This is a genomic window from Acidiferrobacterales bacterium (genome assembly GCA_028820695.1).
Lineage (GTDB): Bacteria > Pseudomonadota > Gammaproteobacteria > Arenicellales > JAJDZL01 > JAJDZL01.
In genome coordinates this window covers 26,180-51,489 of record JAPPIB010000025.1, presented here as the reverse complement: position 1 = coordinate 51,489, position 25,310 = coordinate 26,180, and the positions used below count along the sequence as shown (strand labels likewise).

Annotated in this window: 23 protein-coding genes and 2 pseudogenes; 21 read left to right on the top strand and 4 right to left on the bottom strand. The window is 51.9% G+C overall.

Features of this window, described 5'->3' with window-relative positions; genetic code table 11:
• Positions 1-39: 39 nt before the first annotated feature.
• Complete coding sequence (locus tag OXI60_03375) at positions 40-522, top strand: single-stranded DNA-binding protein (protein ID MDE0308859.1); 483 nt, start codon at positions 40-42, stop codon at positions 520-522.
• A 31-nt stretch (positions 523-553) separates the two neighbouring features.
• Here the strand turns inward: OXI60_03375 and OXI60_03370 are convergent, their stop codons facing one another.
• Positions 554-1,021: a TerB family tellurite resistance protein gene (locus OXI60_03370; protein ID MDE0308858.1), complete on the bottom strand. Its 468-nt coding sequence runs from the start codon at positions 1,019-1,021 to the stop codon at positions 554-556.
• 354 nt (positions 1,022-1,375) lie between these two features.
• Here OXI60_03370 and OXI60_03365 point away from each other — a divergent pair, with 354 nt between their 5' ends.
• The 9 genes and pseudogenes from OXI60_03365 to alr all read left to right on the top strand — a co-directional run bounded on the left by OXI60_03365 (position 1,376) and on the right by alr (position 8,858).
• Positions 1,376-2,335, top strand: a complete 960-nt coding sequence (locus OXI60_03365; protein ID MDE0308857.1) for a Gfo/Idh/MocA family oxidoreductase — start codon at positions 1,376-1,378, stop codon at positions 2,333-2,335.
• A gap of 2 nt (positions 2,336-2,337) precedes the next feature.
• Positions 2,338-3,447, top strand: coding sequence for a DegT/DnrJ/EryC1/StrS family aminotransferase (locus OXI60_03360; protein MDE0308856.1), 1,110 nt, complete (start codon positions 2,338-2,340; stop codon positions 3,445-3,447).
• A complete protein-coding gene (locus OXI60_03355) occupies positions 3,440-3,934 on the top strand; it encodes a DUF192 domain-containing protein (protein ID MDE0308855.1) in 495 nt (164 codons plus the stop codon). Before OXI60_03360 ends, OXI60_03355 begins: the two co-directional genes overlap by 8 nt.
• A gap of 76 nt (positions 3,935-4,010) precedes the next feature.
• Entirely contained in the window at positions 4,011-4,802 is a 792-nt protein-coding gene (locus OXI60_03350) for an enoyl-CoA hydratase-related protein (GenBank protein ID MDE0308854.1), read from the top strand.
• 152 nt (positions 4,803-4,954) lie between these two features.
• Positions 4,955-5,275: pseudogene (rpsF, locus tag OXI60_03345) on the top strand (30S ribosomal protein S6).
• A 221-nt stretch (positions 5,276-5,496) separates the two neighbouring features.
• Positions 5,497-5,721, top strand: coding sequence for a 30S ribosomal protein S18 (gene rpsR / locus OXI60_03340; GenBank protein MDE0308853.1), 225 nt, complete (start codon positions 5,497-5,499; stop codon positions 5,719-5,721).
• Between the two features lie 13 nt (positions 5,722-5,734).
• A complete protein-coding gene (gene rplI / locus OXI60_03335) occupies positions 5,735-6,307 on the top strand; it encodes a 50S ribosomal protein L9 (GenBank protein ID MDE0308852.1) in 573 nt (190 codons plus the stop codon).
• Positions 6,304-7,761 carry a replicative DNA helicase gene (dnaB, locus tag OXI60_03330; protein ID MDE0308851.1) on the top strand — a complete coding sequence of 486 codons (1,458 nt, stop codon included), beginning with the start codon at positions 6,304-6,306 and terminating at the stop codon, positions 7,759-7,761. Before rplI ends, dnaB begins: the two co-directional genes overlap by 4 nt.
• A gap of 23 nt (positions 7,762-7,784) precedes the next feature.
• Positions 7,785-8,858: an alanine racemase gene (gene alr, locus OXI60_03325; protein ID MDE0308850.1), complete on the top strand. Its 1,074-nt coding sequence runs from the start codon at positions 7,785-7,787 to the stop codon at positions 8,856-8,858.
• Positions 8,859-8,942: 84 nt separating this feature from the next.
• Here the strand turns inward: alr and dapD are convergent, their stop codons facing one another.
• The 3 genes from dapD to map are packed head-to-tail and all read right to left on the bottom strand — an operon-like array spanning position 8,943 to position 13,252.
• Positions 8,943-9,764 carry a 2,3,4,5-tetrahydropyridine-2,6-dicarboxylate N-succinyltransferase gene (gene dapD / locus OXI60_03320; protein MDE0308849.1) on the bottom strand — a complete coding sequence of 274 codons (822 nt, stop codon included), beginning with the start codon at positions 9,762-9,764 and terminating at the stop codon, positions 8,943-8,945.
• Between the two features lie 36 nt (positions 9,765-9,800).
• Complete coding sequence (glnD, locus tag OXI60_03315; protein MDE0308848.1) at positions 9,801-12,419, bottom strand: [protein-PII] uridylyltransferase; 2,619 nt, start codon at positions 12,417-12,419, stop codon at positions 9,801-9,803.
• Positions 12,420-12,478: 59 nt separating this feature from the next.
• Entirely contained in the window at positions 12,479-13,252 is a 774-nt protein-coding gene (map, locus tag OXI60_03310; protein MDE0308847.1) for a type I methionyl aminopeptidase, read from the bottom strand.
• Between the two features lie 267 nt (positions 13,253-13,519).
• Here map and rpsB point away from each other — a divergent pair.
• The 11 genes and pseudogenes from rpsB to lpxD all read left to right on the top strand — a co-directional run bounded on the left by rpsB (position 13,520) and on the right by lpxD (position 25,290).
• Positions 13,520-14,212 (top strand): annotated as a pseudogene (gene rpsB, locus OXI60_03305) (30S ribosomal protein S2).
• Positions 14,213-14,792: 580 nt separating this feature from the next.
• On the top strand, positions 14,793-15,638 hold the full coding sequence (tsf, locus tag OXI60_03300; protein ID MDE0308846.1) for a translation elongation factor Ts: 846 nt from the start codon (positions 14,793-14,795) through the stop codon (positions 15,636-15,638).
• A gap of 15 nt (positions 15,639-15,653) precedes the next feature.
• Positions 15,654-16,385, top strand: coding sequence for a UMP kinase (gene pyrH, locus OXI60_03295; protein MDE0308845.1), 732 nt, complete (start codon positions 15,654-15,656; stop codon positions 16,383-16,385).
• Positions 16,386-16,390: 5 nt separating this feature from the next.
• A complete protein-coding gene (gene frr, locus OXI60_03290) occupies positions 16,391-16,948 on the top strand; it encodes a ribosome recycling factor (GenBank protein MDE0308844.1) in 558 nt (185 codons plus the stop codon).
• A gap of 33 nt (positions 16,949-16,981) precedes the next feature.
• On the top strand, positions 16,982-17,761 hold the full coding sequence (gene uppS / locus OXI60_03285) for a polyprenyl diphosphate synthase (protein ID MDE0308843.1): 780 nt from the start codon (positions 16,982-16,984) through the stop codon (positions 17,759-17,761).
• The gene (locus OXI60_03280) at positions 17,754-18,563 is read left to right on the top strand and encodes a phosphatidate cytidylyltransferase (protein MDE0308842.1); all 810 of its coding nucleotides are present in this window, start codon (positions 17,754-17,756) and stop codon (positions 18,561-18,563) included. Before uppS ends, OXI60_03280 begins: the two co-directional genes overlap by 8 nt.
• 15 nt (positions 18,564-18,578) lie before the next feature.
• The gene (gene dxr / locus OXI60_03275) at positions 18,579-19,751 is read left to right on the top strand and encodes a 1-deoxy-D-xylulose-5-phosphate reductoisomerase (GenBank protein MDE0308841.1); all 1,173 of its coding nucleotides are present in this window, start codon (positions 18,579-18,581) and stop codon (positions 19,749-19,751) included.
• 54 nt (positions 19,752-19,805) lie between these two features.
• Positions 19,806-21,170, top strand: coding sequence for an RIP metalloprotease RseP (gene rseP, locus OXI60_03270; protein ID MDE0308840.1), 1,365 nt, complete (start codon positions 19,806-19,808; stop codon positions 21,168-21,170).
• A complete protein-coding gene (gene bamA / locus OXI60_03265; protein ID MDE0308839.1) occupies positions 21,170-23,638 on the top strand; it encodes an outer membrane protein assembly factor BamA in 2,469 nt (822 codons plus the stop codon). Before rseP ends, bamA begins: the two co-directional genes overlap by 1 nt.
• Positions 23,639-23,642: 4 nt before the next feature.
• Positions 23,643-24,266, top strand: coding sequence for an OmpH family outer membrane protein (locus tag OXI60_03260; protein MDE0308838.1), 624 nt, complete (start codon positions 23,643-23,645; stop codon positions 24,264-24,266).
• On the top strand, positions 24,235-25,290 hold the full coding sequence (gene lpxD / locus OXI60_03255) for a UDP-3-O-(3-hydroxymyristoyl)glucosamine N-acyltransferase (GenBank protein MDE0308837.1): 1,056 nt from the start codon (positions 24,235-24,237) through the stop codon (positions 25,288-25,290). The genes OXI60_03260 and lpxD overlap by 32 nt, the downstream gene beginning before the upstream one ends.
• Positions 25,291-25,310: the final 20 nt, after the last annotated feature.

The window sequence follows — 25,310 nt, the reverse complement described above, 5'->3', positions numbered from 1 at the left end:
GGTAGAACCATGATTAACGCTTAGATTTCGGAGTTGAAAATGACAGGTAGTGTAAACAAGGCAATCATCGTAGGGCGCTTGGGCGCTGACCCAGACCAACGCAGAACACAGACCGGGCTTATGGTTGTGAATTGCAATGTGGCGACGAGCGAAAGATTCCCAAGTCAGGATTCGGGTGAACGTCAGGAGAAGACTGAATGGCATCGGGTTGTTTTTTTCGGAAAACTTGCAGAAGTGGTCGCACAATATCTCCGCAAGGGCAGTCTGGTCTATGTTGAGGGCCGACTGCAGACCCGGAAATGGCAAGACCCGAGAACCGGTCAGGATCGATATTCAACCGAGATAGTTGCACGGGACATGACCATGCTGGGTTCCAGAGGCGACGGGCAGGGAGATTACTCTCGGACATCCGACGATGGTCAGAGCAGCAATGCTGACCCTGATTCCCAAACCTCGCAACCCGCGAGACCGCAAAGCACTTCAGACTTCCCGGAAGATCCAGCCGAAGACATTCCCTGGTAGACGCCGGCCGGCAGAGACGGCACAACTTGGATCAGTTGGTGCCAAGCGCGTCTTTGGCGCGTAGTTTGGCTGCAATGTACTCGGTCTGCGGAATGTGGAGCAATCCCTTGATCTTTCGCATCAGATGCTGTTCATGTGCATCGAGATGCTGATCACTCAATACGACTTTCCACATGCTCTCAATCAAGTTGATCTTGTCGTTGACTGACCAATTCTGATTGATGATCTTGGTGATCTCGTGCAGACACGTCGCATGATCCAGTTGCTTCTGTGCGCCGCTGACAATCTGCTTGACGTTTTCCGAGTTCACGCCCAGGTTGTTGACTAATGAAAGTTCAATCTGAGCAAGTTCTGCTTCGTCTATCTCATTGTCGGCCTGAGCGGCCTCCAGCAACAGCGCGGCTGCCGCATTGGATGTCCGTGCGACGGAATCGTTCCCTTCGGTGACATCCTCGACTGAAAGAAAAGTCGTTAGATTTATTCTGAGATTTGTAAGCATCAAAATGACACCCGGCTCCCGGTCTCCTGAATCTCAAGATCTTGCAACCATCTCATTTTAACCTCCTTGTGATACCGCAACAAATAAGTTGTACCCGTTCGACACATCACTCAGGCGCAAAGCCAACAGCCACAACAGGACAGATTCATTCACTCCCATTGCAACAGGTGCCTGACCCGTTTTCAATCGAATACAGTCGAGTGTATATAATGCCGTCGGGTTCTGATCGAATGCGATCGGTTATTCGATTATGACTGTTTGCTTGGCCGTTCCACTCAGATTCAGGCGGGTTTCTAACGGTATATCAACCAATTCATCTGCCACTTCAACTTCTGTCGAGTAGTAATTACGACTATGACCAGTCACATCAACGCAGCCGACAAACTGAAAGTCGGCGTGATCGGCGCCGGTTTCATGGGCGAGCTCCACGCATCCCACTATAAGGCGAACGATGCGGTTGAATTGATCGGAGTTGCTGACATTGTCCCGGATACCGCACGCCGGGTGGCTGAAAGATTCGATTGTGCATGGTATACCGACTCAGCACAGCTGGCTGAACTGGCCGATGCGATCAGTATTGCGGTCCCCTCAACCGCACATTACAGCGTCGCCGAGATTTGTCTGAACCGAAAGGTTCACGTTCTGATCGAAAAACCTCTGGCTTCCTCCCTTGAAGAGGCGCAATCCATCGTCGAACTGACCCATCGCAACGGCGTGACGTGCATGGTCGGACATCAGGAGCGATTCAATTCCGCGATTATGGAGGCCTCCAATAGGGTGGATCAGCCCAAGTACGTCGAGGCGCACAGACAGGGCAAGTTTGGCGGCCGCGGTGGTGATGTTGATGTGATCAATGATCTCATGATCCACGATATTGATCTGGTGCTAGCATTCGTCAAGGCCCCGGTGGCAAGTGTTTCGGCACTCGGTACGTCAGTAGTGACCCAGCATGTTGATGTTGCGAATGCCAGAATTGAATTTGAGAACGGCTCAGTGGCAAATGTGACCGCGTCCCGGGTCGCACTTGAACGACAGAGGATTTTTCAGGTCTACACACATCATCAGTACATGGAGCTTGACTTGCTCAACCAGACGATGACGGTTCGGACAACTGAGGACAATAACGATGGGGATGCGGATACAGTGACGGTTGAATCAAAAGTCGAGGTCACACCGAATATCACCTTGAAGACAGAAGTCAATCACTTTGTGGATATTGTTCGCAATGGTGGCACACCATACGTTACCGTTGAGGATGGATTGTCCGCGATGCAGGTGGCTGAGATGGTTCGTATACAGGTTAACCAAAACTGACGATGGCAAAGCAGACGATTCCGTATTTCGACCTGACCGGGCAATACAACGAGGTCAAAAATGAGTGGTTCGAGGAAATAGAACGCTTGGGTCTGAGTGGAAACTTCATTCTGGGTGACGCGATTGATCGGTTTGAGACGCTCATGGCCGACTATCTCAAAGTGGAGCATGCGGTTTCGGTATCGAGTGGAACTGAAGCCATTTCACTGGCATTGAAGGCTTCAGGCGTGGGGCCTGGCGACTCGGTTATTGTTCCCGACTTTACCTTTTTCGCGACGGCAGAAGCAGTATCCCTCATCGGCGCCACACCGATTTTCGTAGACATAGATCCGATTGATTTCAATATTGATGTGAGCAGGATTGAATCCGCGATTCGCGATAATACAAAAGCCATATTGCCGGTTCACCTTTTCGGTGCACCCGCAAATCTCGCACCGATTATGAGAATTGCGGCGGACCGCGGCATCGCAGTCGTCGAAGACGCAGCGCAGGCGTTTGGTGCAAGAATCGGTGAGCGATTTGCCGGAAGTATCGGTGACGCGGGTTGTTTCAGTTTCTATCCGACCAAGGTGTTGGGAGCATTCGGGGATGGTGGCCTCGTTGCAACCAACGATGCCTGGATTGCCGACCAATTGAAGCTGTTGCGAAATCATGGCGTGACCGGCCCGAATACCCACTCGATTATCGGAAGCACCAATCGACTCGACTGCATTCAGGCCGCAGTGCTGTCGGTCAAGATAAATTCGGTTGACGGGAAGATCAGAACCCGGCACGAGATTTCAGAAATCTACCTCGAGCAGCTGCAAGGACTTGATCTGACACTGCCACAGCAACAGGTCGGAACAACTCACGCATACAATGTGTTTACAGTCAGAAGCCGGATTCGGAACACAATTGCCAAAGTCCTGGACCGTCATGGCATCGGATACCAGATCTATTACCCGTTTCCAATACACAAGCAACTGCCTTATCGTCATCTGGGCTATTCGGATGCTGATTTTCCTGAATCCATCACCGCGGCAGATGAAGTGATCTCACTGCCTCTCTATCCCGAAATGCCCAAGTCGCACATCCATCAGATCTGTACGGTTATCCGGAGCGCTGTTGGTTAGACTGACCATCATTTTGAGCATATCCGTCCTTGTCGGCTTTGCACAAGCCGCGGCAGACGACAGTTGCAAGTTCGCGACACCGCAGTGGTCTGAGATGACCCTCCAGACAGTAAAACTTCAACGTGAAGATGGTGAGGTGATCAGGATTCGATCTCGAATTGCCGACAGCCCCCGGGAAAGATCCGCCGGGTTCCAGCACATCTGTCCGGAAGTCATACAGTTGAGCTCAATCCTGTTTGTCTACAATACGCCTACCAACAGTCGTTTTCACATGCTCAATGTACATGACGATCTGGATATCGGTTTCTTTGGTCAGGATCGCAAACTCATTGCAATTGTGCGAATGACACCTCAGAAGATCGGAGACGGGCCTGCCGCGACCTATGGCGTCAATTCGCAGAATTTTATGTATGCGTTGGAGACGCGGGCGGATTTTTTTACGGATCACAATCTGAAACCAGACACGACCATACTTGATTTCCCGTGAATCGGACAGATCAGGTTTCCGGCCATCCGGTTGGCAGTTGCCAGCACGATCTTGAATTGAAATTTCGGAGTGAACAATGAACGCTGTATTTGCTGAGACACATGAAGGGGTATGCCACATCAGACTGAACCGACCCAAACAGTTCAATGCACTGAATCACGATTTGCTTGAGGGGTTGGCCAAAGTGATCGATGAAATTAGGGACGCCTCAGACGTACGCTGCGCAGTGCTGCGTGGGGAAGGCGCAAATTTCATGGCCGGTGGAGACATCCATTATTTTCATGAACTGCGAAACCTTGATCGGGCTGCCAAGACCGACGCATTCAATTCACTTATCTCACGGGTCCATGTTCTTGTTGAGAATATTGCAGCGTTGCCGGTTCCGGTGATCGCAAGCGTGCGCGGCGCCGCTGCGGGCTTTGGGATCAGTCTGGTTGCTGGCTGCGACCTGGCGATTGCATCAGAAAACTCATTTTTCACCTCCGCCTATAACCTTCTTGGCACTTCTCCGGACGGTGGCAGCACCTATTATCTGCCTAGATCGGTGGGCATGAAAAAATCCATGGAAGTGACGTTGCTGACCAAACGCTACAGTGCCCGGGAAGCTTTGGAAATGGGACTGATCAACATGGTGGTCGAAGACAGTGCGCTTGACGATACGGTCGCGAGTACCGCTGCAACGATTGTCAATTCAGCGAGCAAGGCGGTTGCCAACGCGAAACGTCTGATCCGTCAGTCGTTCGATAATGACCTGAGTACGCAGTTGAACTGCGAACTGAACAGTTTCCTTGAATGCATGGCAGAAGACGACTTTTTTGAGGGAGTGGCCGCATTCGTTGAAAAACGCCGGCCACGATTTGCGCCCTGAGCCGGGGAGGGGTCAGCCCTCGTGATGACCACTCAAAAATGGCTTGTGAAATCGACTATTGAGAGTAAAATATCCGTATTCCGGCACCACATCCAACTCCTTGCCTTGCCAAAGCCGGTAGTTCAAGGCTGATTATCCGAGAGGAGACATAAATGCGTCATTACGAAATTGTCGCACTGGTCCATCCTGACCAGAGTGCGCAAATCGAAGAGATAGTCGCCAGATATCGAAAAATTGTCGAGGATTCTGGTGGCAAGGTCTATCGGCAGGAGAATTGGGGACGGCGCAAACTCGCCTATCCAATCAAGAAAGTCTACAAAGCTGACTACTTTCTCATGAATGTTGAATGCGACCCTTCGGTCAAGGACAAGATTGAGAACGATTTCAGATATTATGATTCCATTCTCCGCAGCCTTTGCATCAGGCAGGAAAAGGCGATTACCGAACAGTCGGCGATCATGAAAAAAATAATCAAGCAGGAAGAAGAGGAAAAGCTGGCAAAGGAACGTGAGGCGGAGGAACTGAAGCGCCTGAAAGCTCGGGAGGCTGCCAAGGCAGCCGAAGCGCGAGAGCAGGAAAACGAGGCGCCTGAAGCTGACGCGACCGAAGATGGTGATTCGACCGACGAGGGCAAGTCCGAAACCAATGAAGCGAAAGATGAAACGGCAGAATCTGAACAAGAGGAGGTGACCACATGAACCGTCGTTATCGAAGCCGAAAATTCTGCCAGTTCACAGCGGCTGGCATTGATGAGGTCGACTACAAGGATCTGGATATGCTTGAAGGTTTCATTTCAGAATCCGGGAAGATCAGTCCCAGCCGAAGTACCGGGACAAAAGCACGCTATCAAAGACAGCTTGCTCGTGCGATCAAGCGTGCGCGGTATCTGGCACTGATCGGATACACTGATTCTCATTAGTCGGGAGTATGCCATGGAAGTAATATTGCTTGAAGCGGTACAGAAACTGGGACAGCTGGGTGACACAGTGCAGGTCAAGCCCGGATACGCCCGAAATTATCTGATCCCTCAGAAAAAGGCCGTCAAGGCGACCGCGGAGGCGCTGGCCAAAGTTGAGAAGCGTCGTGCCCAGCTGATCAAGGAAGAGAAAGATCGCTTGGATGTCGCACAAGCCCGTGCGGATTCAGCAGTCAAGACACTGCGCATATCCAAGCACGTTGTTGACGAAACCGGCAGGCTCTTCGGTTCGGTGTCAACCATGGAAATTATTGACAAGGCCGCCGAGGCAGGCACAGAAATCCTCAAGTCCGAGATCGACATGCCTGGCGGATCAATCAAACAAGTCGGAGAACATGTCATCAACATCAAAGTTCATCCTGAGGTGAATTTCGACATGACAATAATTGTCGAAGCCGACTCTCTTGAACCCTCCATGGAGGAACTGCTGGATGACGGACAGGATGAGTCCGCATCGGACGAATCTCCGAATGCAGAGGAATCAGAAGATGCAGATGAGACTCCGAGCGAGGAGGCAACTGATCAGTGAATACGGACGAGGTCCATCGAAATACACCACCAGATATGAGGACTTCGCCTGATCCTTCCAATCTACATTACCTGAAAACACCCCCACAACAGGTTGACGCTGAGCGTGCGGTGCTCGGAGCCGTCCTGATCAATCACGAGCAGCTTGAGAACGTCATCGGATTGCTCGCGGCCGAGGATTTCTATCATCATCGTCACCGACTGATTTACCGGTCGATGATCGATCTCCACCGCAAGCATACAAAGATCGATCTTCTGACGATGAACGACTGGCTGAAACGGGACGGCAGCCTGGAGGAGGTCGGTGGCACAAATTATCTGGCGCAGATCGCCAACGAAACTCCGAACAGTATCAACGCCGACTCGTATGCGCAAATTGTCCGGGACTGTGCAATCCTGCGCAACTTGCTGAAACGCGCCGAAGAAATCCAAAGAACAGTCTACGAACGCGAGAACGAGTCGGTTGACGACATCCTGAGCAGGTCGCAGAAAATGATTTTCGACCTTGGAAAGCAATTTGACAATAACGCGGACTTGCTGCACATCAAGGATGCTGCCGACGAGGCTTTCAAGCGAATACTTGAACTGTATGAGAATCCGGACAAGAGTGGCATTACTGGAGTGCCAACCGGATTTACCGATCTGGACGACCTGACCGGGGGGTTCCAGCGGTCTGATCTCATAATCATCGCCGGGCGACCCTCGATGGGCAAGACCGCACTGGCCATGAATGTTGCGGAAAATGCCGCGCTCGAGGAAAAAATGAAAGTCGCGGTGTTCAGCCTTGAAATGCCAGCCGTCCAGCTGTCCATGCGTTCGCTGTCTTCGTTGAGCGGTGTCGATGCGGCGAAAATTCGAAAAGCCGAATTCGGGAGTGGTCGGGAAGAAGAGCAAAACTGGGAGCGGCTGGAGCTTGCCGTGAAACTGCTAAAGGATGCGCATATCTATATTGATGCCACGCCGAATGTCTCTCCCCTGCAGATTTCCGCAATTTCTCGACGCATGTATCGGGAAACAGGTCTCGATCTCATTATCGTGGACTATCTTCAGCTGCTGCAGATGAAAGATGAACAGTCCAATCGTGCAACCGAACTCGCCAACATAACCCGGGAGCTGAAATTTCTTGCAAAAGAACTGGATGTACCGGTCATTGCGCTTTCGCAGTTAAACAGGGAAGTCGAGTCGCGCCCGAACAAACGCCCGATCATGGCCGACCTCAGGGAGTCCGGGGCAATAGAACAAGATGCAGACGTAATCATTTTCATCTACAGGGATGAGGTATACAAGGCCGATACCAAAGATTACGGAACCGCAGAAATCATCGTGTCGAAACACCGAAACGGAGATACCGGTACGATCAAGTTGTGTTTTATGAAAGAATGTACACATTTCGATAACCTATCGGAATCCAACATCGTTGAATCCGGCTTGACTCATGATATTGCGCATGTCTGATCGATCATACAGCAGGAAAATCCGTGCGCTTATATGGTTCCATCCGCTTATCCGCCCTTCGTCATAACCTGTCCAGGGTGAGGGACTTCTCACCCGCCTCAAAAATCATGGGCGTAGTCAAGTCGAACGGCTACGGTCACGGACTTGTACGAGTCGCAAAAGCCCTGCAGTCGGGTGTGGATGCATTTGCAGTGGCTACGGTTGATGAAGCGGCACAACTGAGAGAGCCGGGGATAACGAAGCCTATCTGCGTGCTGTCAGGCTTTTGTGAATCGGATCATGTCCCGGTCGTCCAGGCAGGACAAATTGACTGTGTAATCTATTGTGACGAACAGCTTGAGCTCCTGCGCTGGATTCGTTCCGGCAATAGGGTATCAATCTGGATCAAGGTCGATACGGGAATGAATCGATTGGGGTTTCCGATCCATGAACTCCCGAACGTCCTCAAAACCATCGAGGCCATCCCTTTGCTTGAATTGAAGGGAGTCATCTCTCACTTCGCCTGTGCCGATGAATCAGATTCGAATTTCACTTCGGTGCAACTCGATCGATTCAGGCAGTCTACCGCTGGTGTCGATGTGGACCGCAGCATTGCCAATTCGGCGGCCATCGTCAGCCTGAAGGAGAGCCATTTCGATTGGGTGCGGCCGGGAATAATGCTTTACGGTGCATCTCCGATTGCAGGCATGTCTTCTAAACAACTCGGCCTCAAGCCTGTTATGGAGCTTTACTCGACGATACTCTCCGTGAAACAGGTCAGGGCCGGCGAAGCAGTCGGCTATGGACAGACCTGGATTTGCAGTGAAAATAGTCGCATTGGAATCGTCGGTTGCGGCTACGGAGACGGGTATCCTCGCAATGCATCGTCCAAGGCTCGGGTGTTGATTGAGGGAACCGCAGCCGATGTGGTCGGCAGGGTATCCATGGACACGCTGGCTGTCAACCTGAACCGGCACCAAGATGTCCGCGCCGGGTCCAGTGTGAAACTGTTTGGCGAGGGATTGCCGGTCGAGGACTTGGCGAACGCTGCCGGTACAATTTCATATGAGGTCATGACGTCTATCAGTTCCCGTTCCGTCCTGTTCAGGGAACATTAATGCCGGCAACCTGGATTGACCGCCCGGGCATCAAGACTTCGTCAGTTGCGAGTCCGAAGCAATTCCCGCGACTTGAATCCTGTTTCAGTCTACCCTGAGCAATTCGTTCAATCCGGTCTTGCTTCTTGTCTTGGCATCAACCTGTTTCACGATGACTGCGCAATACAGGCTGTATTCCCCGCTCTCGGAGGGCAAGTTTCCTGAGACCACGACAGAACCGGGAGGAACTTGACCGTAAGTGACTTCTCCAGTCCGACGATCGTAGATTCTTGTGCTCTGACCGATATAGACACCCATCGATATGACTGATCCTTCGCCAACGATCACGCCTTCGACGATCTCACTTCTGGCACCGATGAAACAGTTGTCCTCGATAATTGTCGGAGATGCCTGCAAGGGTTCCAGTACGCCACCGATCCCGACACCGCCCGATAGATGTACGTTCTTTCCGATCTGGGCGCATGAGCCCACAGTAGCCCAGGTGTCCACCATGGTTCCGTCGTCTACAAATGCACCGATGTTGACATAGCTCGGCATCAGCACCACGTTGCGGCCGATGTATGAGCCGTATCGCACAGTTGCCGGAGGCACGACTCGATAGCCGCCATCGATGAATTGCTGCTCGCTGTGACGGAAAAATTTTCTCTCAACCTTGTCAAAGTAGGTGGCGTTTCCATCGTGCACAACCTGATTGTCATACACCCTGAAAGAAAGCAGAACAGCCTTCTTTGCCCATTCATTGACGTGCCACTTGCCGTCGAGCTTCTCGGCGACGCGCAGTTCACCTGCATCAATCGCTGCTATGGCTTCGTCGACCGCTTGTCGAATGTCATCCGGACAGGAGTCCGGATCAAGTGTTGCACGCCTGTCGAATGCTTGATTGATTATGGATTCCAGATTAGGCATAGATTTTTCCTGTTTGATTGAAGGTTTGGATATTTGTCAGCCGAGTTGCTGAATGATCTGTTTTTTCAGCTCGTCCTTGATGGCTTGATCGAAAATCGGATCACCGTCGCGATCAACAATGAAAAAGACATCTTCTGCCCTGGCTCCCGATGTGGTGATTTTCGCAGAAAGCAGCTTTACCTTGTGAAGCAGGAGCGTCCTCACTACAAAATAAAGCAGACCGGGTCGATCTTGGGCGAATATTTCCATCACAGTGTAATCGCTGCCAGGGGAGTGCGTAAATTCTATCCGGGTCGGAAAGACGATATGACGGGCAACCCGGTCGGGCTTGACGGCACTCGGCAGATGCTGGATTTGTCGATTGACGATTGCCTGCGCAACGGTCCGCTCAAAATGTTCCAGATTCGCGTTGTGACCGTCGGTCACATGATTGCGAACCATTACGACAAACGAAAAGGCGGTCAGACCTGAACGCAATGGATGCGTTCGCGCTTCCAGCACATTCAAAGAACAATAGTCCAACGCACCGGTGATGATCGTGAACTGCTCGTCTGAATTGGCGGCAAGAACGAATATCTGTATGACATCAATCGAAGGGTGGGGGCGAAAGACAACCAGCGGCAGGTCAATCAGGCTTGTCTTTGCGGCATGTCTCACATGCCATTCAATGGTGCCGGCATCGTAGCTCAAAAAGTAGTCATCCTCCAGATTGGACCACAGTCGCACGGCCCTGTTTCGCAGTGTCTGGTCTTTTCCCAATAGTGCAATGCAGTCCGCTTTGATTTCCTCGATCTGAGGCTTGACCTCGTCGTGCGGAAGTACATTTGTCAATAGTGTCCGGGAGGTTGCAAGATACAGATGATCAAGCATTTTGCCTTTCCAGTCGTTCCAGACTTTCGGTCCAGTCCCGCGCATGTCGGCGATCGTCAGTACAAAGAGATGATCCAGGTGCTCCTGGTTGCCTACCTTCGCCGCAAAGCGGGATATCACATCCGGATCATTCAGATCCTCCCTTTGGCTTGTAAAGCTCATCGCAAGGTGCTGTCGCACCAGCCAGGCGACGAAGTGAGAGTCGTACTCATCCATTCCGATCCTCTTGCAGAATCGATAGCTTTGCACTTCGCCCAGTTCTGAGTGGTCGCCACCCTGGCCCTTTGCGATGTCGTGAAACAGTCCCGCGATGAATAGTCGCTCGGGCTTGATGATTCGTTTCATTGCCGCGGCAGCCAGCGGCACAGATCGAGCTGCTGCCGGCTGTCCAAGCTCATGGATATGCCATACCACATTCAACAGATGAGCATCCACCGTATAGACATGAAACAGGTCATACTGCAACTGCCCGACAATTCGGTTGAAATCGGGAATCAGTCTGCCCAACAGACCCGTATCGTGCATCAGGTCCAAAGTTTGCGGAAGCCGCTGTGGGTTGCTGAAGACCGAAAGCAATTGGGACTTTACCGCAGTGGAATTGCGAAGCTGTCTGTTCACAAGATACTTTTTTGAACGCATCAGTCTCAGTGCCGCAGCCCTGATGCCTCGAATATCACAGTTGGACTGAAAATTCACGCATGCATCAAGCAGCATTTCAGGTTTCTTGTCGATCGACTTTGCATCCACAAAATCGAGATAGCCATCGACCGTCTGGAACTTGCCGTTCAGCGACACGACCTTGTGACGCTTGCGCGTGAGTATCGACTCATCGAAATGCTGCAATAACATCTGGTTGATGTGCCGCAATACCTTGACCGTGCGGAAATAGGGTTTCATCAGTTTCTCGACGGCCTTGTTGCTGTCATCGTCCAGGAAACCGAATTTATCCGCGAGTTTCAGCTGGTTGTCGAATAACAGCCGGTCTTCTCGCCGACCCAGTGTCAGGTGGAGTTCATTGCGGAGCTTCCACAGATAGTTTCGGCCGCGTATCAGTGTCTGGAATTCGTCCTCCTGCAGAAACTCCTGCAAAACCAGTTCATGCAGCCCGCGGCTGCCGAAGTGGCGCATCGTCACCCACGAAACTGTGTGGATATCCCGCAGTCCGCCCGGTCCGTCCTTGATATTGGGTTCAAGATTGTAGGCGGTGTCCGAATACTTGTGGTGTCTGAGTTTCTGTTCTTTGACTTTCGCCTCGAAAAACTTTCTCGCCGGCCAGATGTTTGCGTCCTGTATCCTGCTTTCAAACTGGCGGAACAATGCTTGGGAGCCGGCACAATATCTTGCCTCAAGCAGGGTTGTCATGACTGTCAGGTCGGCCCGTGACTGCTTGATGCAATCACCAATGGTCCTGACACTATGTCCGACCTCAAATCCGATATCCCACAGAAATCGGGTAAAGGGTTTGATGATCCTGTCGTAATGACCATTGTTCTTTTGGTCAAGCAGCAGCATGATGTCAATATCAGAACAGGGGTTGAGTTCCTCTCGACCGTAACCGCCGACTGCGATCAGACTGACGTGATCCCCGGCTTCATGACCGGAAAAAAACTCATTCCAGGCGTTTCGAAGTGTCGTGTCAACCGACTGTGTTCGCGTGCTGACAATGCGTTGGGCAGAATATTTCTTCTCATGAAGTTTCCTGAGCCGGGCGTCGTCCGCGCGCAATTGTGCGCGATAAGTCTCAACCAAAGACGTCGAATCTTCTGGCGCAATGCCGATATTCATCTGCTTTACGTTGGGCTTGTTATCGCTTGTCGCAGGATGGACAAATACACCCGATTGGATTATGGCTGTCCGGTCTGCGGTGAGATGGTCAGAATCTCGAAACCGGTTTCAGTTACAAGAATGGTATGCTCCCACTGGGCGGATAGAGTGCCGTCGCTGGTGACCACAGTCCACTTATCCGCCAGCAATCTTGTATCCCGATGACCGGAATTCAGCATCGGTTCAACGGTGATGGTCATACCCGCCTGCAATGGCATGCCCAAACCGGGTTTTCCGTAGTGCAGGACGTGAGGCTCCTCATGAAAACCCTTGCCAATTCCGTGACCGCAATACTCGCGCACGACTGAGAAACCATGGGATTCCGCGTGCTTTTGTACCGCGTGTCCGAGATCGCCCAGCGTGCACCCCTGCCGGATGGTTTCAATTCCCTTCATCATGCTTTCGTGGGTGATCCGGCATAGGCGGTCTGCGCGGATGGAGGGATTTCCGACCGGGTACATTCGACTGGTATCACCGTGGAACCCATCTTTGATCACTGTAACATCGATGTTGATGATGTCTCCGTTTTTCAGTTTTCTGGGTCCGGGGATGCCGTGACATACGACATTGTTGACTGAAGTGCAGATCGATTTCGGGAATCCACGGTAGTTCAGTGGAGCTGGAACCGCCCGAAGCTCTTCTACGATAAAGTGATGGCAGATCGAGTCCAGTTCCTCGGTAGTCTTGCCGGCCTGGACATGGGGTTCAATCATATCCAGCACTGATGCGGCAAGCTGCCCGGCGACTCGCATCTTCTCAATCTCGTCCGGCGTCTTTATGGTGGGTGACGACATTTCGCGGCTTATGGATTTATGGGTGTTTGTGTTGGATCGTATAAGGAAAATCCGCTCAAAGGAATGTTGGAGCTGCCGATGAAAACCCATGTGGACTTCACCGGTACAATCCCGAATCGCCAGCTGAACGAGATTGCAAATTATGATACTTGATGATAAACTAACGCACCAAATTATTCTCACATGGCGAATTCAAAACCTGACAGGGTGCCTTAACTGGTGGCAGGTTTGTGTCATGGTCGCAAAACCCAAATGGAGATCGAATCGATGACTGACGTAACCATGCGCCAGCTGCTTGAGTATGGCGTGCATTTCGGGCACCAAACCAGATTCTGGTGCCCCAAGATGAGCCCCTACATATACGGGCATCGCAACAAAATCCACATCATCAATCTTGAACGCACTCTGACGATGTTCAATGAGGCATTGGACTATCTTTCGGGTGTAGCCGCCAAACGAGGTTCCGTCGTTTTTGTCGGCACCAAGCGTCAGGCGGGAAAAATCATACGGGAACAGGCCCAGAGGGCGGAGAGTCCGTATGTCTACCATCGCTGGCTCGGCGGTATGCTGACGAACAATCGTACCGTCAGAAAATCGATTGACCGCCTCAATGAGCTTAACGACATAATCGCTTCTGACGGAATCAACAAGATTGCCAAGAAGGAAGCCATGAGGATTGAGCGGGAGCGGTTCAGACTGGACCGCAACCTTGCTGGAATCATGGATATGCGAGGCCTTCCGGATGCATTGTTCGTGATTGACGTGAAGCATGAGAACATCGCCATCAAGGAAGCGAACAAACTTGGAATTCCGGTTGTCGCAGTGGTGGATACAAATTGCGACCCGGATGGAATTGATTATGTGATTCCGGGCAATGATGACGCAGTCAGCGCAATCCGTCTATATTGCACTGCAGCTGCGGACGCGATCATCGCAGGCAAGGCGAAAGCAAAAACGGAAATACCTCAGGATGGGGCGGCCGGACCGGGCGGTCTTGTTTCAGCTGAAGACTATTCACATTATCCGATCACCAATGCAAGGGCTGCCGTCGCTCCTTCGGTCCGGGTTGACCCGTCCGAAAGCGCTGAACCCGAAACGGAAACGCAGGTTGCATCGGTTCCTGAAGTGACCGAACAAGTCCCGTCGGTCGAGCCGGAAAGCAAATCCGCCGAACCGGCGCCGGTCGCAACAGACACTGAAGGCGAATCCGAAGAGGCACCGCCGGTCGCAGCAGATGTGGAAGGTGAGTCCGAAGAGGCACCGCCGGTCGCAGCAGATGTGGAAGGTGAGTCCGAGGAATCCGAGCCGGTCGCAGCTGAAACTGAAAGTGAGGCTGAAGAAAAGACGTCTGCTGAGTCCGAGACAGCATCCGCCGAACCGGCTGAATCTGATGAATCTGCAGATGAGCCGGAACCGGCAACTGATGAATCCGAAAGCAAAGAAAGCAAGGAATGATGAATTTGAATTGGCCGCATGCTGATCGATATGCGGTGATCCTGACTCATTCAATTACCGCATACAATCGACTCTGAGGGAGGAAGTGAAATTGGATATTACCGCGGTCATGGTGAAGCAACTGCGGGACCGTACCGGTGCCGGAATGATGGATTGCAAGAAAGTGCTGGTCGAGTGTGACGGTGATCAGGACAAGGCTGTCGAAATACTGCGGAAGAAGGGTGCTGAAATGGCCGCCTCGCGCTCCGGACGTACAGCTTCGGAAGGTCTGATAGTATGTGCGATGTCCGAATCCAGGGATTGCGGCTCACTCGTTGAGATCAACTGTGAGACCGACTTCGTCTCGCGAGGGGACGTGTTTCGCGGTTTCGCCGGACCTCTAGCCGGCATCGCTCTCGGGATCGGGGACAATTGCGAGGATGTCAATGTTCTCAATACCCTCCCATTTGATGAGTCCGGCAAGACTGTGGAAGAGATGCGTCTTGATGTGCTTTCAAAGATTCGCGAGAACATCACGATCAGCCGTGTCGTCACATTCAGGGCATCTGACAATGCGATCATTGGCAGCTACGTGCATCGGGAACGGCTCGGAATCATGGTTGAAATTGCCGGTGATGCCGGCAGCGACGTTGCCGACGACATCGCCGTTCACATCGCGGTGAAAAAACCACTGTGGCTTGATGTCGCGGACATTCCGTCTGCAACGATCGAAAAGGAACGGGAAATCTATCTGGAGCAGGCGCGCGGTTCTGGCAAGCCCGATCACATTCTCGAGCGGATAGTCGAAGGCAAGATCAGCAAGTTCTCGAAGGAAAACACGCTGGTCAATCAGCCATACTATGAAGACGAGGACAAGACCGTGGAGTCTTTGCTGAAAGAGTCCGACGGGGTCGCAAAGCGTTTTTGTCTGATCAATCTAGGGCAGGGGTAAAGGGAGAAATCAATTTTGAGTGACGACTCTGCGTCAGGTTCTCATAGAACGATTCTGTTCAAGTTGAGTGGGGAATTGCTTGGCGACGAGCACGGCTCTGGAATTGATCCTCAGTCAATCAATCGGGTGGCCGATGAGATAGCGCAGGTTGTCAATGCCGGTGTCCGGACAGGCATGGTCATTGGCGGCGGTAACTTTTTCCGTGGCGGCAGAAGCGCCGGATTTTCACTGCCCGCGGTCCAGGCACACCAGATGGGCATGCTTTTCACGATTGCCAACGCCATCGCGCTGGAACAGGCTCTGCTGGGTATAGGTGTCCCAACGGTTGTACAATCAGCCATTGCAATACCTTCGATTGTTGATCAGTTCGACGGTCGCTCGTTCGTGAGACATCTGGATGAGGGCAGTGCGGTGATTTTCGCAGGCGGAACAGGAAGCACACACTTTTCGACTGATACCGCTGCCAGTCTCCGAGCGATACAGATTGGCGCTGATATCCTGCTGAAGGCAACTCAGGTTGACGGAATCTACAGTTCCGATCCCAAGCAGGAAAACGACGCCAAGAAATATGATAGGATCACCTATGATGAAGTCCTGATGAGAAACCTCGCGGTGATGGATGCTGCCGCTATAGTCATGTGTCGGGAACATAATCTGCCGATCCAGGTGTTTGATGCCACTGTCAGCGGGGGAATAGCAAGGGCAGGACTCGGGGGAAATGACGGAACTGTAGTTGCACGGGAGTAGCAGACATGCTGGATGAATTGGTTTCAGATGCCGAGACAAGAATGAAAAAGTCTTTGGCAAATCTTCAGAACGAACTTTCGAAATTGCGCACAGGGCGAGCCAGTACAGCTTTGTTGGATCATATCCGGGTAGAGTATTACGGTACGGCCGCACCTCTGAATCAGGTATCGACAATCACTGCGAGCGATGCTCGCACCCTCAGTATCACACCGTGGGAGAAGTCCATGATTCCCGTGATCGAAAAGGCGATCATCGAATCCGATCTCGGGCTCAATCCCATGAGTGCGAGTGAGATCATTCGTGTGCCGATCCCTCCATTAACCGAAGAGCGGCGGAGAGAGATCACCAAAGTTGCCCGCGCCGAAGGTGAAGCCTGCAAGGTCGCCATACGAAATATTCGCAGAAACTGCAACAGTGATCTCAAGGAGTGGCAGAAACTGAAGGAGATCACCGAGGACGATGAAAGGCTGGGTCAGGATAGAGTGCAGAAACTGACCGATCGCTATATCGACGATATCAGCGAGATCGTCAGTGAGAAAGAATCAGAGATAATGACGGTATAGACTTCCTTCCCAAGCGTCACACGAAAAATCCTGATGCCGACTCAAGCCAATCATGAGCCCATTGATTCCGTGCCGGAGGCAAATCTTCCGGAACATGTCGCAATTATCATGGACGGCAACGGACGATGGGCGAACAGTCGAGGCACAAACCGACTGGAAGGGCACCGCCAGGGTGTCAAGAATGTCCGTACCATTGTTGAATTGTGTGGCCGTTTCGGAATTCCCTATCTGACCCTGTTTGCATTCTCAAGTGAAAACTGGAGAAGGCCCGGAAAAGAAGTGCAGTGGTTGATGCAACTGCTGTCGACCGCACTGAGCTCAGAAGTCCGGAAATTGCACGACGAAGGCATTCGCCTGAAGTTCATCGGCGACCTCTCCGATCTTTCCACTGCGATACAGAGAAAAACTCGCGAGGCAATGGAACTGACCGAATCAAATCGGAACTTGCAGTTGACCATAGCGGTCAATTACGGCGGCCAGTGGGATCTGACTCAGGCATGTCGCGACATTGCGGACCGCGTAAAACACAACGAGCTGGCTGTTGAGGACATATCACCGGATACAATCGCCGGACAACTCAGCACCGCCGCGATCCCCAATCCGGATCTGTTCATCCGTACCGGTGGCGAGAAGCGGATCAGTAATTTTCTCCTGTGGCAGTTGGCGTATACAGAACTGTACTTTACCGATACCTATTGGCCGGACTTTGGTGAGCAGGCTTTCCTGCATGCCCTGAAGTCGTATGGATCACGGGTCCGTCGGTTTGGCGGGATAGTGCAGGCCTCCGCCGAGCCTGCCAAGCAACATGCTTAGAAAACGTCTGATTACTGCGGCGATTCTCGTTGCGGTTTTTATAGCGGGACTGTTCCTTCTGCCGTCCGAGTGGTTTGTACTGCTGTTACTTGCGGTCGGAGCGATGAGTGCGGTCGAAGCAGCCCGCATCTTCGATTTTCGGACTTCGATGGGACAGGCAATCTTTGTGGTAATCTTTCTCGTTATCAGCGTGGCACTGTATCAGATTCGTGATCATCGTCTGGATTTTCTCATTCACGTCATGGCGGTGACAACGTGGCTGGTGATCTTGTGGTTGCTGATAACCTATCCCCGATATCAGGAACATCGGTACCTTTACGCAACGCTGACGGTATTGTCACTGTCGTTTGCCATATTTGCCATTTCTGATCTGATGATCACGGTTGACAACGGTTCATTGTGGACTTTGGGCATGTTCGCGGTGATCTGGATTGCTGACATTGCGGCGTTTTTCACGGGCCGTCGGTTCGGTACACGAAAACTGGCTCCGCGAATCAGCCCGGGGAAGACGATCGAAGGGCTGAAAGGCTCTCTGTTCGCGATCCTCGCATTCGGTTTGGTCAGTGGAACTCTCGTGTGGGAGGAAAGTTACGGACGAATTCTGCTTTGGGTACTGGTTTGCCTGTCAGTAGCGGCCTTCTCAGTTATCGGTGACCTTTTCTTCAGTATGAACAAGAGAATAGTCGGAGTCAAAGACAGCGGCACGCTCCTGCCTGGACACGGTGGGGTCCTGGACAGAATCGACAGTACAGTATCCGCAGCACCGGTTTACGCACTTTGTGTCACAGCACTTTTTGTCTGAGCGGATGAGGATGCGATGCGAACCATATTGATACTGGGTGCAACCGGAAGCATAGGGCAGCAGGCTTTGGATGTAGTCAGGCTGCATCCGGACCGGTTCAGGGTATGCACTTTGACCGCGCGCACTGCAAGCGAGACGCTGTTGCAGTCCTGCGACGAGTTCCGTCCCGACTTTGTGGTGGTTGGGGATCAGGATGTTGCAGGGCTTGAAAGCCAGTTCAAAGACCGGGGCATCCGGGCACAGGTGGTGCCGGCAAGTGAGCTCAAGCATTGCCAGCACCTGTTCGATGTTGACATCACCGTCACCGGTGTTTCCGGCGCCGCAGGACTTCATCCTACATTGCAAGCAGTCCGCGCCGGCAAGACGGTGCTCGTGGCCAACAAGGAACCGGTGGTGATGCTGGGACCGATGCTTCATCAGGAGGTGCGGCGATACGGTACGACCATTTTGCCGGTCGACAGCGAACACAATGCGATTTTTCAGTGCACCGGGAGCGCTGCGGCTGACCGCTACGAACCTTTCTATCCGATTCCGGGGTTGCGTCGGATTCTGCTTGCAGGAACCGGGGGGCCTTTTCGTGAGACCGATCTCGACCTGCTGGAGAGCATCACGCCGGAACAGGCTGTCTCACATCCGGTCTGGAACATGGGCGCAAAGATATCAGTTGATTCCGCAACCATGATGAACAAGGGCCTGGAAATCATTGAGGCCCGTTGGCTGTTCGATGCGACACCGAATCAAATCCAGGTTGTTGTCCACCCTCAGGGAATCGTACACTCCATGGTCGAATATCTGGATGGCTCCGTAATCGCTCAGCTGGGAATGCCGGATATGCGTATTCCGATCGCCAATGCGCTGTTTTGGCCAGAACGCGAGGCCAGCGGTGCACCTTTTCTGGATTTGATGAGCGTCAATTCGCTGACGTTCGAACCGCCGGACCTCAACCGATTTCCCTGTCTGAGGATTGCCGGGGAGGTCGCAAGAATGGGTGGAACGTCGGCGACGGTGATGAATGCGGCAAACGAGGTTGCGGTCGATGCGTTCTTGGCTGGCCGAATCAAATTTACGGAAATTTCCACCCTCGTCGACAGATGTGTTATTGAGCTGGGTGACGAAAGTGTAGAAAATATCGAAAAGATACTCGAACTTGATAAAATTACACGAGAAATTGCCGTTCGGTATATATAACAATAAAAAACAAATTAATTCTTCACTTTCTGTTTCGAGTCGAGTTGGTATTGCATGATCGAAGTAGTCAATAGCATCGTCTTCTTCATAGTCGCTATAGGCGTGCTGATTACATTCCATGAGTACGGACATTTCTGGGTTGCCCGGAAAATGGGCGTAACCGTTGTTCGGTTTTCTATCGGATTCGGTCCGGCTATCTGGAAACATACCCCTAAGGATTCTTCGACTGAGTATAGAATTGCAGCAATTCCACTCGGTGGTTACGTCAAGATGCTTGATGGCAATATTGACGAACTCGATGATGAATCGCGGCCTTTTGCATACGACACCCAGCCTCTGTACAAGCGGTCGGCAATTGTAGCCGCCGGTCCGCTCGCAAATTTCCTGCTTGCCGCGCTTCTCTACGGTGCGGTCTTTGCGATCGGGACCGAAGGCATCCGTCCGATTGTCGGTGAGGTGGTCTCGGGCAGCCTCGCAGAAGTATCCGGCTTCATGCCGGGTGATGAGTTGCGCAAGGTTGACGGGCGCACGAATGAGAGTTGGGAGCAGCATCATTTTCATATCCTGAACAATATCGTGAGCGGAAGCTCGATCGATTACGAGGTGTCAAATCAAGGCGTTGAGCGGACCGTAACGGTTGATTTCTCAAAACTTGGCCAGGTGGACCTGAATTCTGAATCACTTGAGTCTCTGATCGGAATCTACCCGAAGATGCCACTGGTTCAGGCGATTGTCGGCGAAGTCGTTGATGGCTATCCGGCTCAGGCTGCCGGCATGCAGCCAGGGGACAGGATTACAAGCATCAACGGTGAGGCGGTCCGCAGCTGGGCAGACTTGGTGGGTTTTGTCAGCAATTCCACGCAGTCATCCCTGCTGGTCGGCCTGCAACGGGATGGAGAACCTGTTGAGGTGATGCTGGAACCAAAGACAGTCGAGATAGATGGCAGACAGGTCAGACAGATCGGAATCAAAGTCAACCCTGAGCTTCAGATCTCGAATTCTGAGCATATTGTCATTGTCAGGCATAATCCGGTTGAAGCGATCATCAGAGGCTTTCAAACAATGTGGTCAACGACTGCATTGACCGTCAAGATGCTCTTCAGTCTATTAAAGTTTGAACAGTCTGCCGATGCAATAGGCGGACCCATCGCGATCGCGGATTATGCCGGTAAGGCGGCGCAGGCGGGAATCAATAACTTTCTGACCTTCCTTGCGCTGTTGAGCATAAGTCTGGGCCTGTTGAATCTCCTGCCGATTCCGGTATTGGATGGCGGGCATCTCATGTTTCACCTCTATGAGGCGGTATTCAGGTCGCCGCCGACCGAGCGAATGCTGGTGTGGGCGAACCAGGTTGGGTTTGCGTTGCTGATCGGACTGATGGGACTGGCTTTCTATAACGACATTTCCAGGATGTTCTGATGAAGACGAAACTACTTTGGTTTGGTTTGGCAGTCTTGGTCCTGACTACAGCCGCGAGAGCCCTGGAACCATTTACGATCGGTGATATCAAGATCCAGGGATTGCAACGGGTCACGGCAGGGGCTGTTTTCGTCGCGTTACCCGTGCGAGTCGGCGATGAGATGAATGACGAGGTCTCCGCCACGGCAATCCAATCACTTTATGCCACTGGATTGTTTGACGATGTGCAACTCGGGAGAGAGGATGACACCTTGATCGTCTCGGTCGTAGAGCGACCGACCATTGCATCCATTGAGATCGAAGGTAACAAGAAGATCAAGGATGAGCCCATCGAGGAAGCCTTGAAAACCGGAAGCATGGCTGCCGGCGATATCTACAATCCTGATCTGGTCGATAGCTTCATTGCGGAAATGAAACAGGCTTATGTCGAAGTCGGACATTTCAACGTAGACATTTCCGTCGCTGTCATACCCATTGAACGCAATCGCGTCGATCTGGTATTTACGGTTTTTGAAGGCAAGGTTGCATTGATCAAGGAAATCCGGTTCATCGGGACCGAAAATGTCTCTGAGGCGGATTTGCTGGACGTTATGGAACTCACGACGAAAAAGTCACTGGGGTTCCTGAACAGGAACAATCGCTACAATCGCGCCAAGTTGCGGGCTGACCTTGAAGCAATCGCAAATCATTACCACGATCAGGGTTATATCAACATTACCCTCGTCTCCTCGCGAGTTTTCATTGCGGACGACAGGGAAGGGATTCTGATCGTGATCACCTTGTCGGAAGGGGCGCAGTACCGTTTCGGAAGTTCCGAGATCACTGCTTCAGAGGATGTCGTTGACCAGGCCGAATTGGACCAGTTGATTGAGGTCATGCCGGGCGATCTTTATTCATTCAATCGGGTCAGCGATACTCGAAACAGAATTACCAACGAATTCGCCGACGAGGGATACGCCCGAGCGCAGGTCGATCCGCTGCCTACGATCAATGACGAGGAGCAAACCATCGATGTGAACTACGTTGTCAAGCCCGGCAAGCTGACGTATGTGCGCAGAATCACAATCACCGGGAATGTGTCCACCGAAGATGAGGTGATTCGCCGCGAGATGCGAATCTACGAAGGTGGTCGATACTCTTCAGAGCAGATACAGCAGTCCAGGGCACGACTGGGTCGGTTGGGATTGTTCACGTCTGTTGATATCCAGATTGTTGATGTGCCTGAAGCGGATGATCAGGTTGACCTTATCGTGCAAATTGAGGAGAGTCTGACCGGCACACTGCTTTTTGGGGTCGGGTACAGCGATTCCGAAAAGGCATCGTTCAACTTCAGTATCAGGCAGAGAAATCTTTATGGAACCGGAAAGGAACTTTCCTTGAGCGCTGACTTGGGGAAGGTTACCAATTCATTCTTGCTGGACTATACGAATCCGTACTATACGCTGGACGGAGTTGCGCGTGGTTTCAGTATCGATCACAGTGAGTCCGACACTTCAGAGACGGCGTCCACGTCAATTTACCAGTTGGATAGAACACAGTTTGGGGTGAACTATCGGTTCCCGATTTCTGAAGTCTCCAATATAGGCGTTTCGATTGCAGCGTCTCAATACAAGATGGTAAGCGTTGCGCCTGCAGATACGGAGGAATTAGAACCGACTACAAGTACCGATTTTCGGATTTATGATTTCAGACGATTCCATCCCAAGGGCAATGCGGGAATCGGTACAGTCTCTTATCGACGGGACACGAGAAATCGCGCTATTTTTGCAACAAGTGGCAGTAATCTGGGTTTGGCTGTACGCACGTCCGCCGGGGATCAGGATTTCGTCACAGTGAGCGGCAGTTATGCGCATTTCTTTCCGATTGGCAATGACATGACACTGCGTCTTTCCAGTCGCGTTGACTACGGCAGCAGTGGATTGCCGTTTTATCACAACTATTTCATGAGCGGTTCCGCATCGCTCCGAGGTTTTGACAGTATCACTCTGGGACCTAGGGAAATTTGTCGTAAATTTAAAGCAGCTACTGATGATACAGCCGAAGAAATTACGTACGAAGAGTGTGCTGCCAGCCGTGCTATCGGCGGTGACTTGCGTTTTCTGGGGCGCGCCGAACTGTTCCTGCCATTTTTTGGAACACGGGACAGTGAGGACAAACGTTTTTCGCTGTTCGTCGATGCTGGCAATACGTTCATGATGTCAGACAAGCACTATGGCAAAGCATACACTTCGACAAGGACGATAATGAAGGACGGAATGGCAGCCGTGGAACGTCAACAAACACGGGCGGATTTTCCTGGACATGAGAAATTCAGTTTCAGTAATTTGCGGGCTGCGGCAGGGGCCGGGTTTGAATGGCTCTCGCCGATCGGTCCATTCGGTATCAGTTATGCGGTACCAATCAAGGAAAAACCCGGCGATCGGACAGACAAGTTCCAGATCACTCTGGGATATCTTCAGGGAGAATAACTGAATGAACCCGTCCAGATTCCACTTGCATTGGCTTCTGCCAGCCGGTTTCGCAATATTGATGCTTGCTTACGTTGGCTCCCATGCCCAGGATTCGACCACTTCTTCCGACACGGATACTGGATCTGTCTCTTCTCCAGACACACAGCAACCATCTTCTTCCGGTCTGAAGAACTCCGGTTTTCCAAAGATCGGCTACGTCAACGCCAATACCCTGATGAACGAAGCCCCGCAAGGCATAGCGGCGTTCGAATACCTGGTGGAGAGTTTCGCGGACCGCAAGAAAGAGCTCGAAGACATGGAAGCGACGCTGAAGCAGATTGCCGACATTCTCGACTCCGAAGAAGATTCGAACGATCGAAGACGGCTGGAAGCAGAGTTCAGATCGCTCAACAGGGAATTTGAGCGGGGTCGGCTGGACTACGAAGAAGATTTCAATTTTCTTCGAAACGAGGAATTGACCGATCTTCAAAACTTCATCAGCTCAGTTATTCTGCAGGTTGCGGAAGATGAGGGATTCGATCTCATAGTCCAGGAACCAATCGTCTGGGTTAGCGATGAAGTCGACATTACAGATGAGATACTGAATAAACTCCATGAGTTACACAATACGCCTGCGTCCCAGTAAGTCAGACTTGGGGAAATGGACACTCTCCGAATTGGCTGAACAGGTGGGCGGGCGTGTACAAGGCAACGCAAATAAGTCCGTAACCCATGTCGATGAGCTGCGACATGCCCAGGAAGATGCCATCAGCCACTGTTCGACCATCGCCCAGAAACGATACTTGCAGTCCACGTCAGCAGGGATTGTGATTCTGCCGGAAGGAAACAACTGGGGTTACGAAGGAGATTGTTTGCTCGCCCGGAATTCACGAATCGCTTTTGCACAGATTGTTGATCTCATGCATCCTGAACCGGCAAACAGTGCAGCGTATATTGCGCAATCCGCGTTCGTTCACCCAACCGCAAAAATCGCAGATTCCGCACGCATTGAAGCCAACGTGGTCGTAGGTGAAAATGTCGACATAGGCGATAATGCAGTAATCGGTGCTGGAACCGTTATTGGCGATGACGTTATCATTGGACCGGGTACAACAGTCGATTTCAATGTGTCCATCTACGGACACTGCGTCATCGGTCGCAACTGCAGAATTTATTCATGCGTCGTGCTCGGCGCGTCCGGTTTCAGCTACGAATGGGATGGCAGGCAATGGAATTACATCAGAAATATTGGTGGCGTGACGATAGGTGATGACGTGGATATCGGGGCATCAACCAGCATCGATCGCGGCTCCGTCCGTAGCACAATCATCGGAAACGGAGTGAAAATCGACAATAATGTTCAAATCGGTCACAACGTGGAAATCGGCGATCATTCACTCATCGTAGGCAATGTCGGTATTGCGGGAAGTGCGAAAATCGGCAAGCGTTGTGTTTTGGGTGGCCAAGTCAGTATCGTCAGTCATGTCGAAATTGCCGATGATGTTACGGTGCAGGCCTGCAGCCTGATCACCAAATCAATTGCCACCAGTGGATCGTATTCCTCAAGTATTCCGGCAAAGGAGGCGTCAGAGTGGAAACGCAGTCTGGCAAGCCTCTCGAGGATGATCAAGGAAGCATCATCCGGTTCCACCGACAAGCCGAAGAAATAGGTTTCCATATCAGTATTACA

What these genes read in the sequence shown, in the direction of transcription:
- OXI60_03370 (MDE0308858.1), bottom strand. Translation starts at nt 1,021, where the DNA reads ATGCTTACAAATCTCAGAATAAATCTAACGACTTTTCTTTCAGTCGAG.
- OXI60_03375 (MDE0308859.1), top strand. Translation starts at nt 40, where the DNA reads ATGACAGGTAGTGTAAACAAGGCAATCATCGTAGGGCGCTTGGGCGCT.
- glnD (MDE0308848.1), bottom strand. Translation starts at nt 12,419, where the DNA reads ATGAATATCGGCATTGCGCCAGAAGATTCGACGTCTTTGGTTGAGACT.
- rplI (MDE0308852.1), top strand. Translation starts at nt 5,735, where the DNA reads ATGGAAGTAATATTGCTTGAAGCGGTACAGAAACTGGGACAGCTGGGT.
- rseP (MDE0308840.1), top strand. Translation starts at nt 19,806, where the DNA reads ATGATCGAAGTAGTCAATAGCATCGTCTTCTTCATAGTCGCTATAGGC.
- OXI60_03260 (MDE0308838.1), top strand. Translation starts at nt 23,643, where the DNA reads ATGAACCCGTCCAGATTCCACTTGCATTGGCTTCTGCCAGCCGGTTTC.
- dxr (MDE0308841.1), top strand. Translation starts at nt 18,579, where the DNA reads ATGCGAACCATATTGATACTGGGTGCAACCGGAAGCATAGGGCAGCAG.
- OXI60_03360 (MDE0308856.1), top strand. Translation starts at nt 2,338, where the DNA reads ATGGCAAAGCAGACGATTCCGTATTTCGACCTGACCGGGCAATACAAC.
- frr (MDE0308844.1), top strand. Translation starts at nt 16,391, where the DNA reads ATGCTGGATGAATTGGTTTCAGATGCCGAGACAAGAATGAAAAAGTCT.
- OXI60_03280 (MDE0308842.1), top strand. Translation starts at nt 17,754, where the DNA reads ATGCTTAGAAAACGTCTGATTACTGCGGCGATTCTCGTTGCGGTTTTT.
- OXI60_03365 (MDE0308857.1), top strand. Translation starts at nt 1,376, where the DNA reads ATGACCAGTCACATCAACGCAGCCGACAAACTGAAAGTCGGCGTGATC.
- bamA (MDE0308839.1), top strand. Translation starts at nt 21,170, where the DNA reads ATGAAGACGAAACTACTTTGGTTTGGTTTGGCAGTCTTGGTCCTGACT.
- rpsR (MDE0308853.1), top strand. Translation starts at nt 5,497, where the DNA reads ATGAACCGTCGTTATCGAAGCCGAAAATTCTGCCAGTTCACAGCGGCT.
- uppS (MDE0308843.1), top strand. Translation starts at nt 16,982, where the DNA reads ATGCCGACTCAAGCCAATCATGAGCCCATTGATTCCGTGCCGGAGGCA.
- lpxD (MDE0308837.1), top strand. Translation starts at nt 24,235, where the DNA reads ATGAGTTACACAATACGCCTGCGTCCCAGTAAGTCAGACTTGGGGAAA.
- OXI60_03350 (MDE0308854.1), top strand. Translation starts at nt 4,011, where the DNA reads ATGAACGCTGTATTTGCTGAGACACATGAAGGGGTATGCCACATCAGA.
- map (MDE0308847.1), bottom strand. Translation starts at nt 13,252, where the DNA reads ATGTCGTCACCCACCATAAAGACGCCGGACGAGATTGAGAAGATGCGA.
- dapD (MDE0308849.1), bottom strand. Translation starts at nt 9,764, where the DNA reads ATGCCTAATCTGGAATCCATAATCAATCAAGCATTCGACAGGCGTGCA.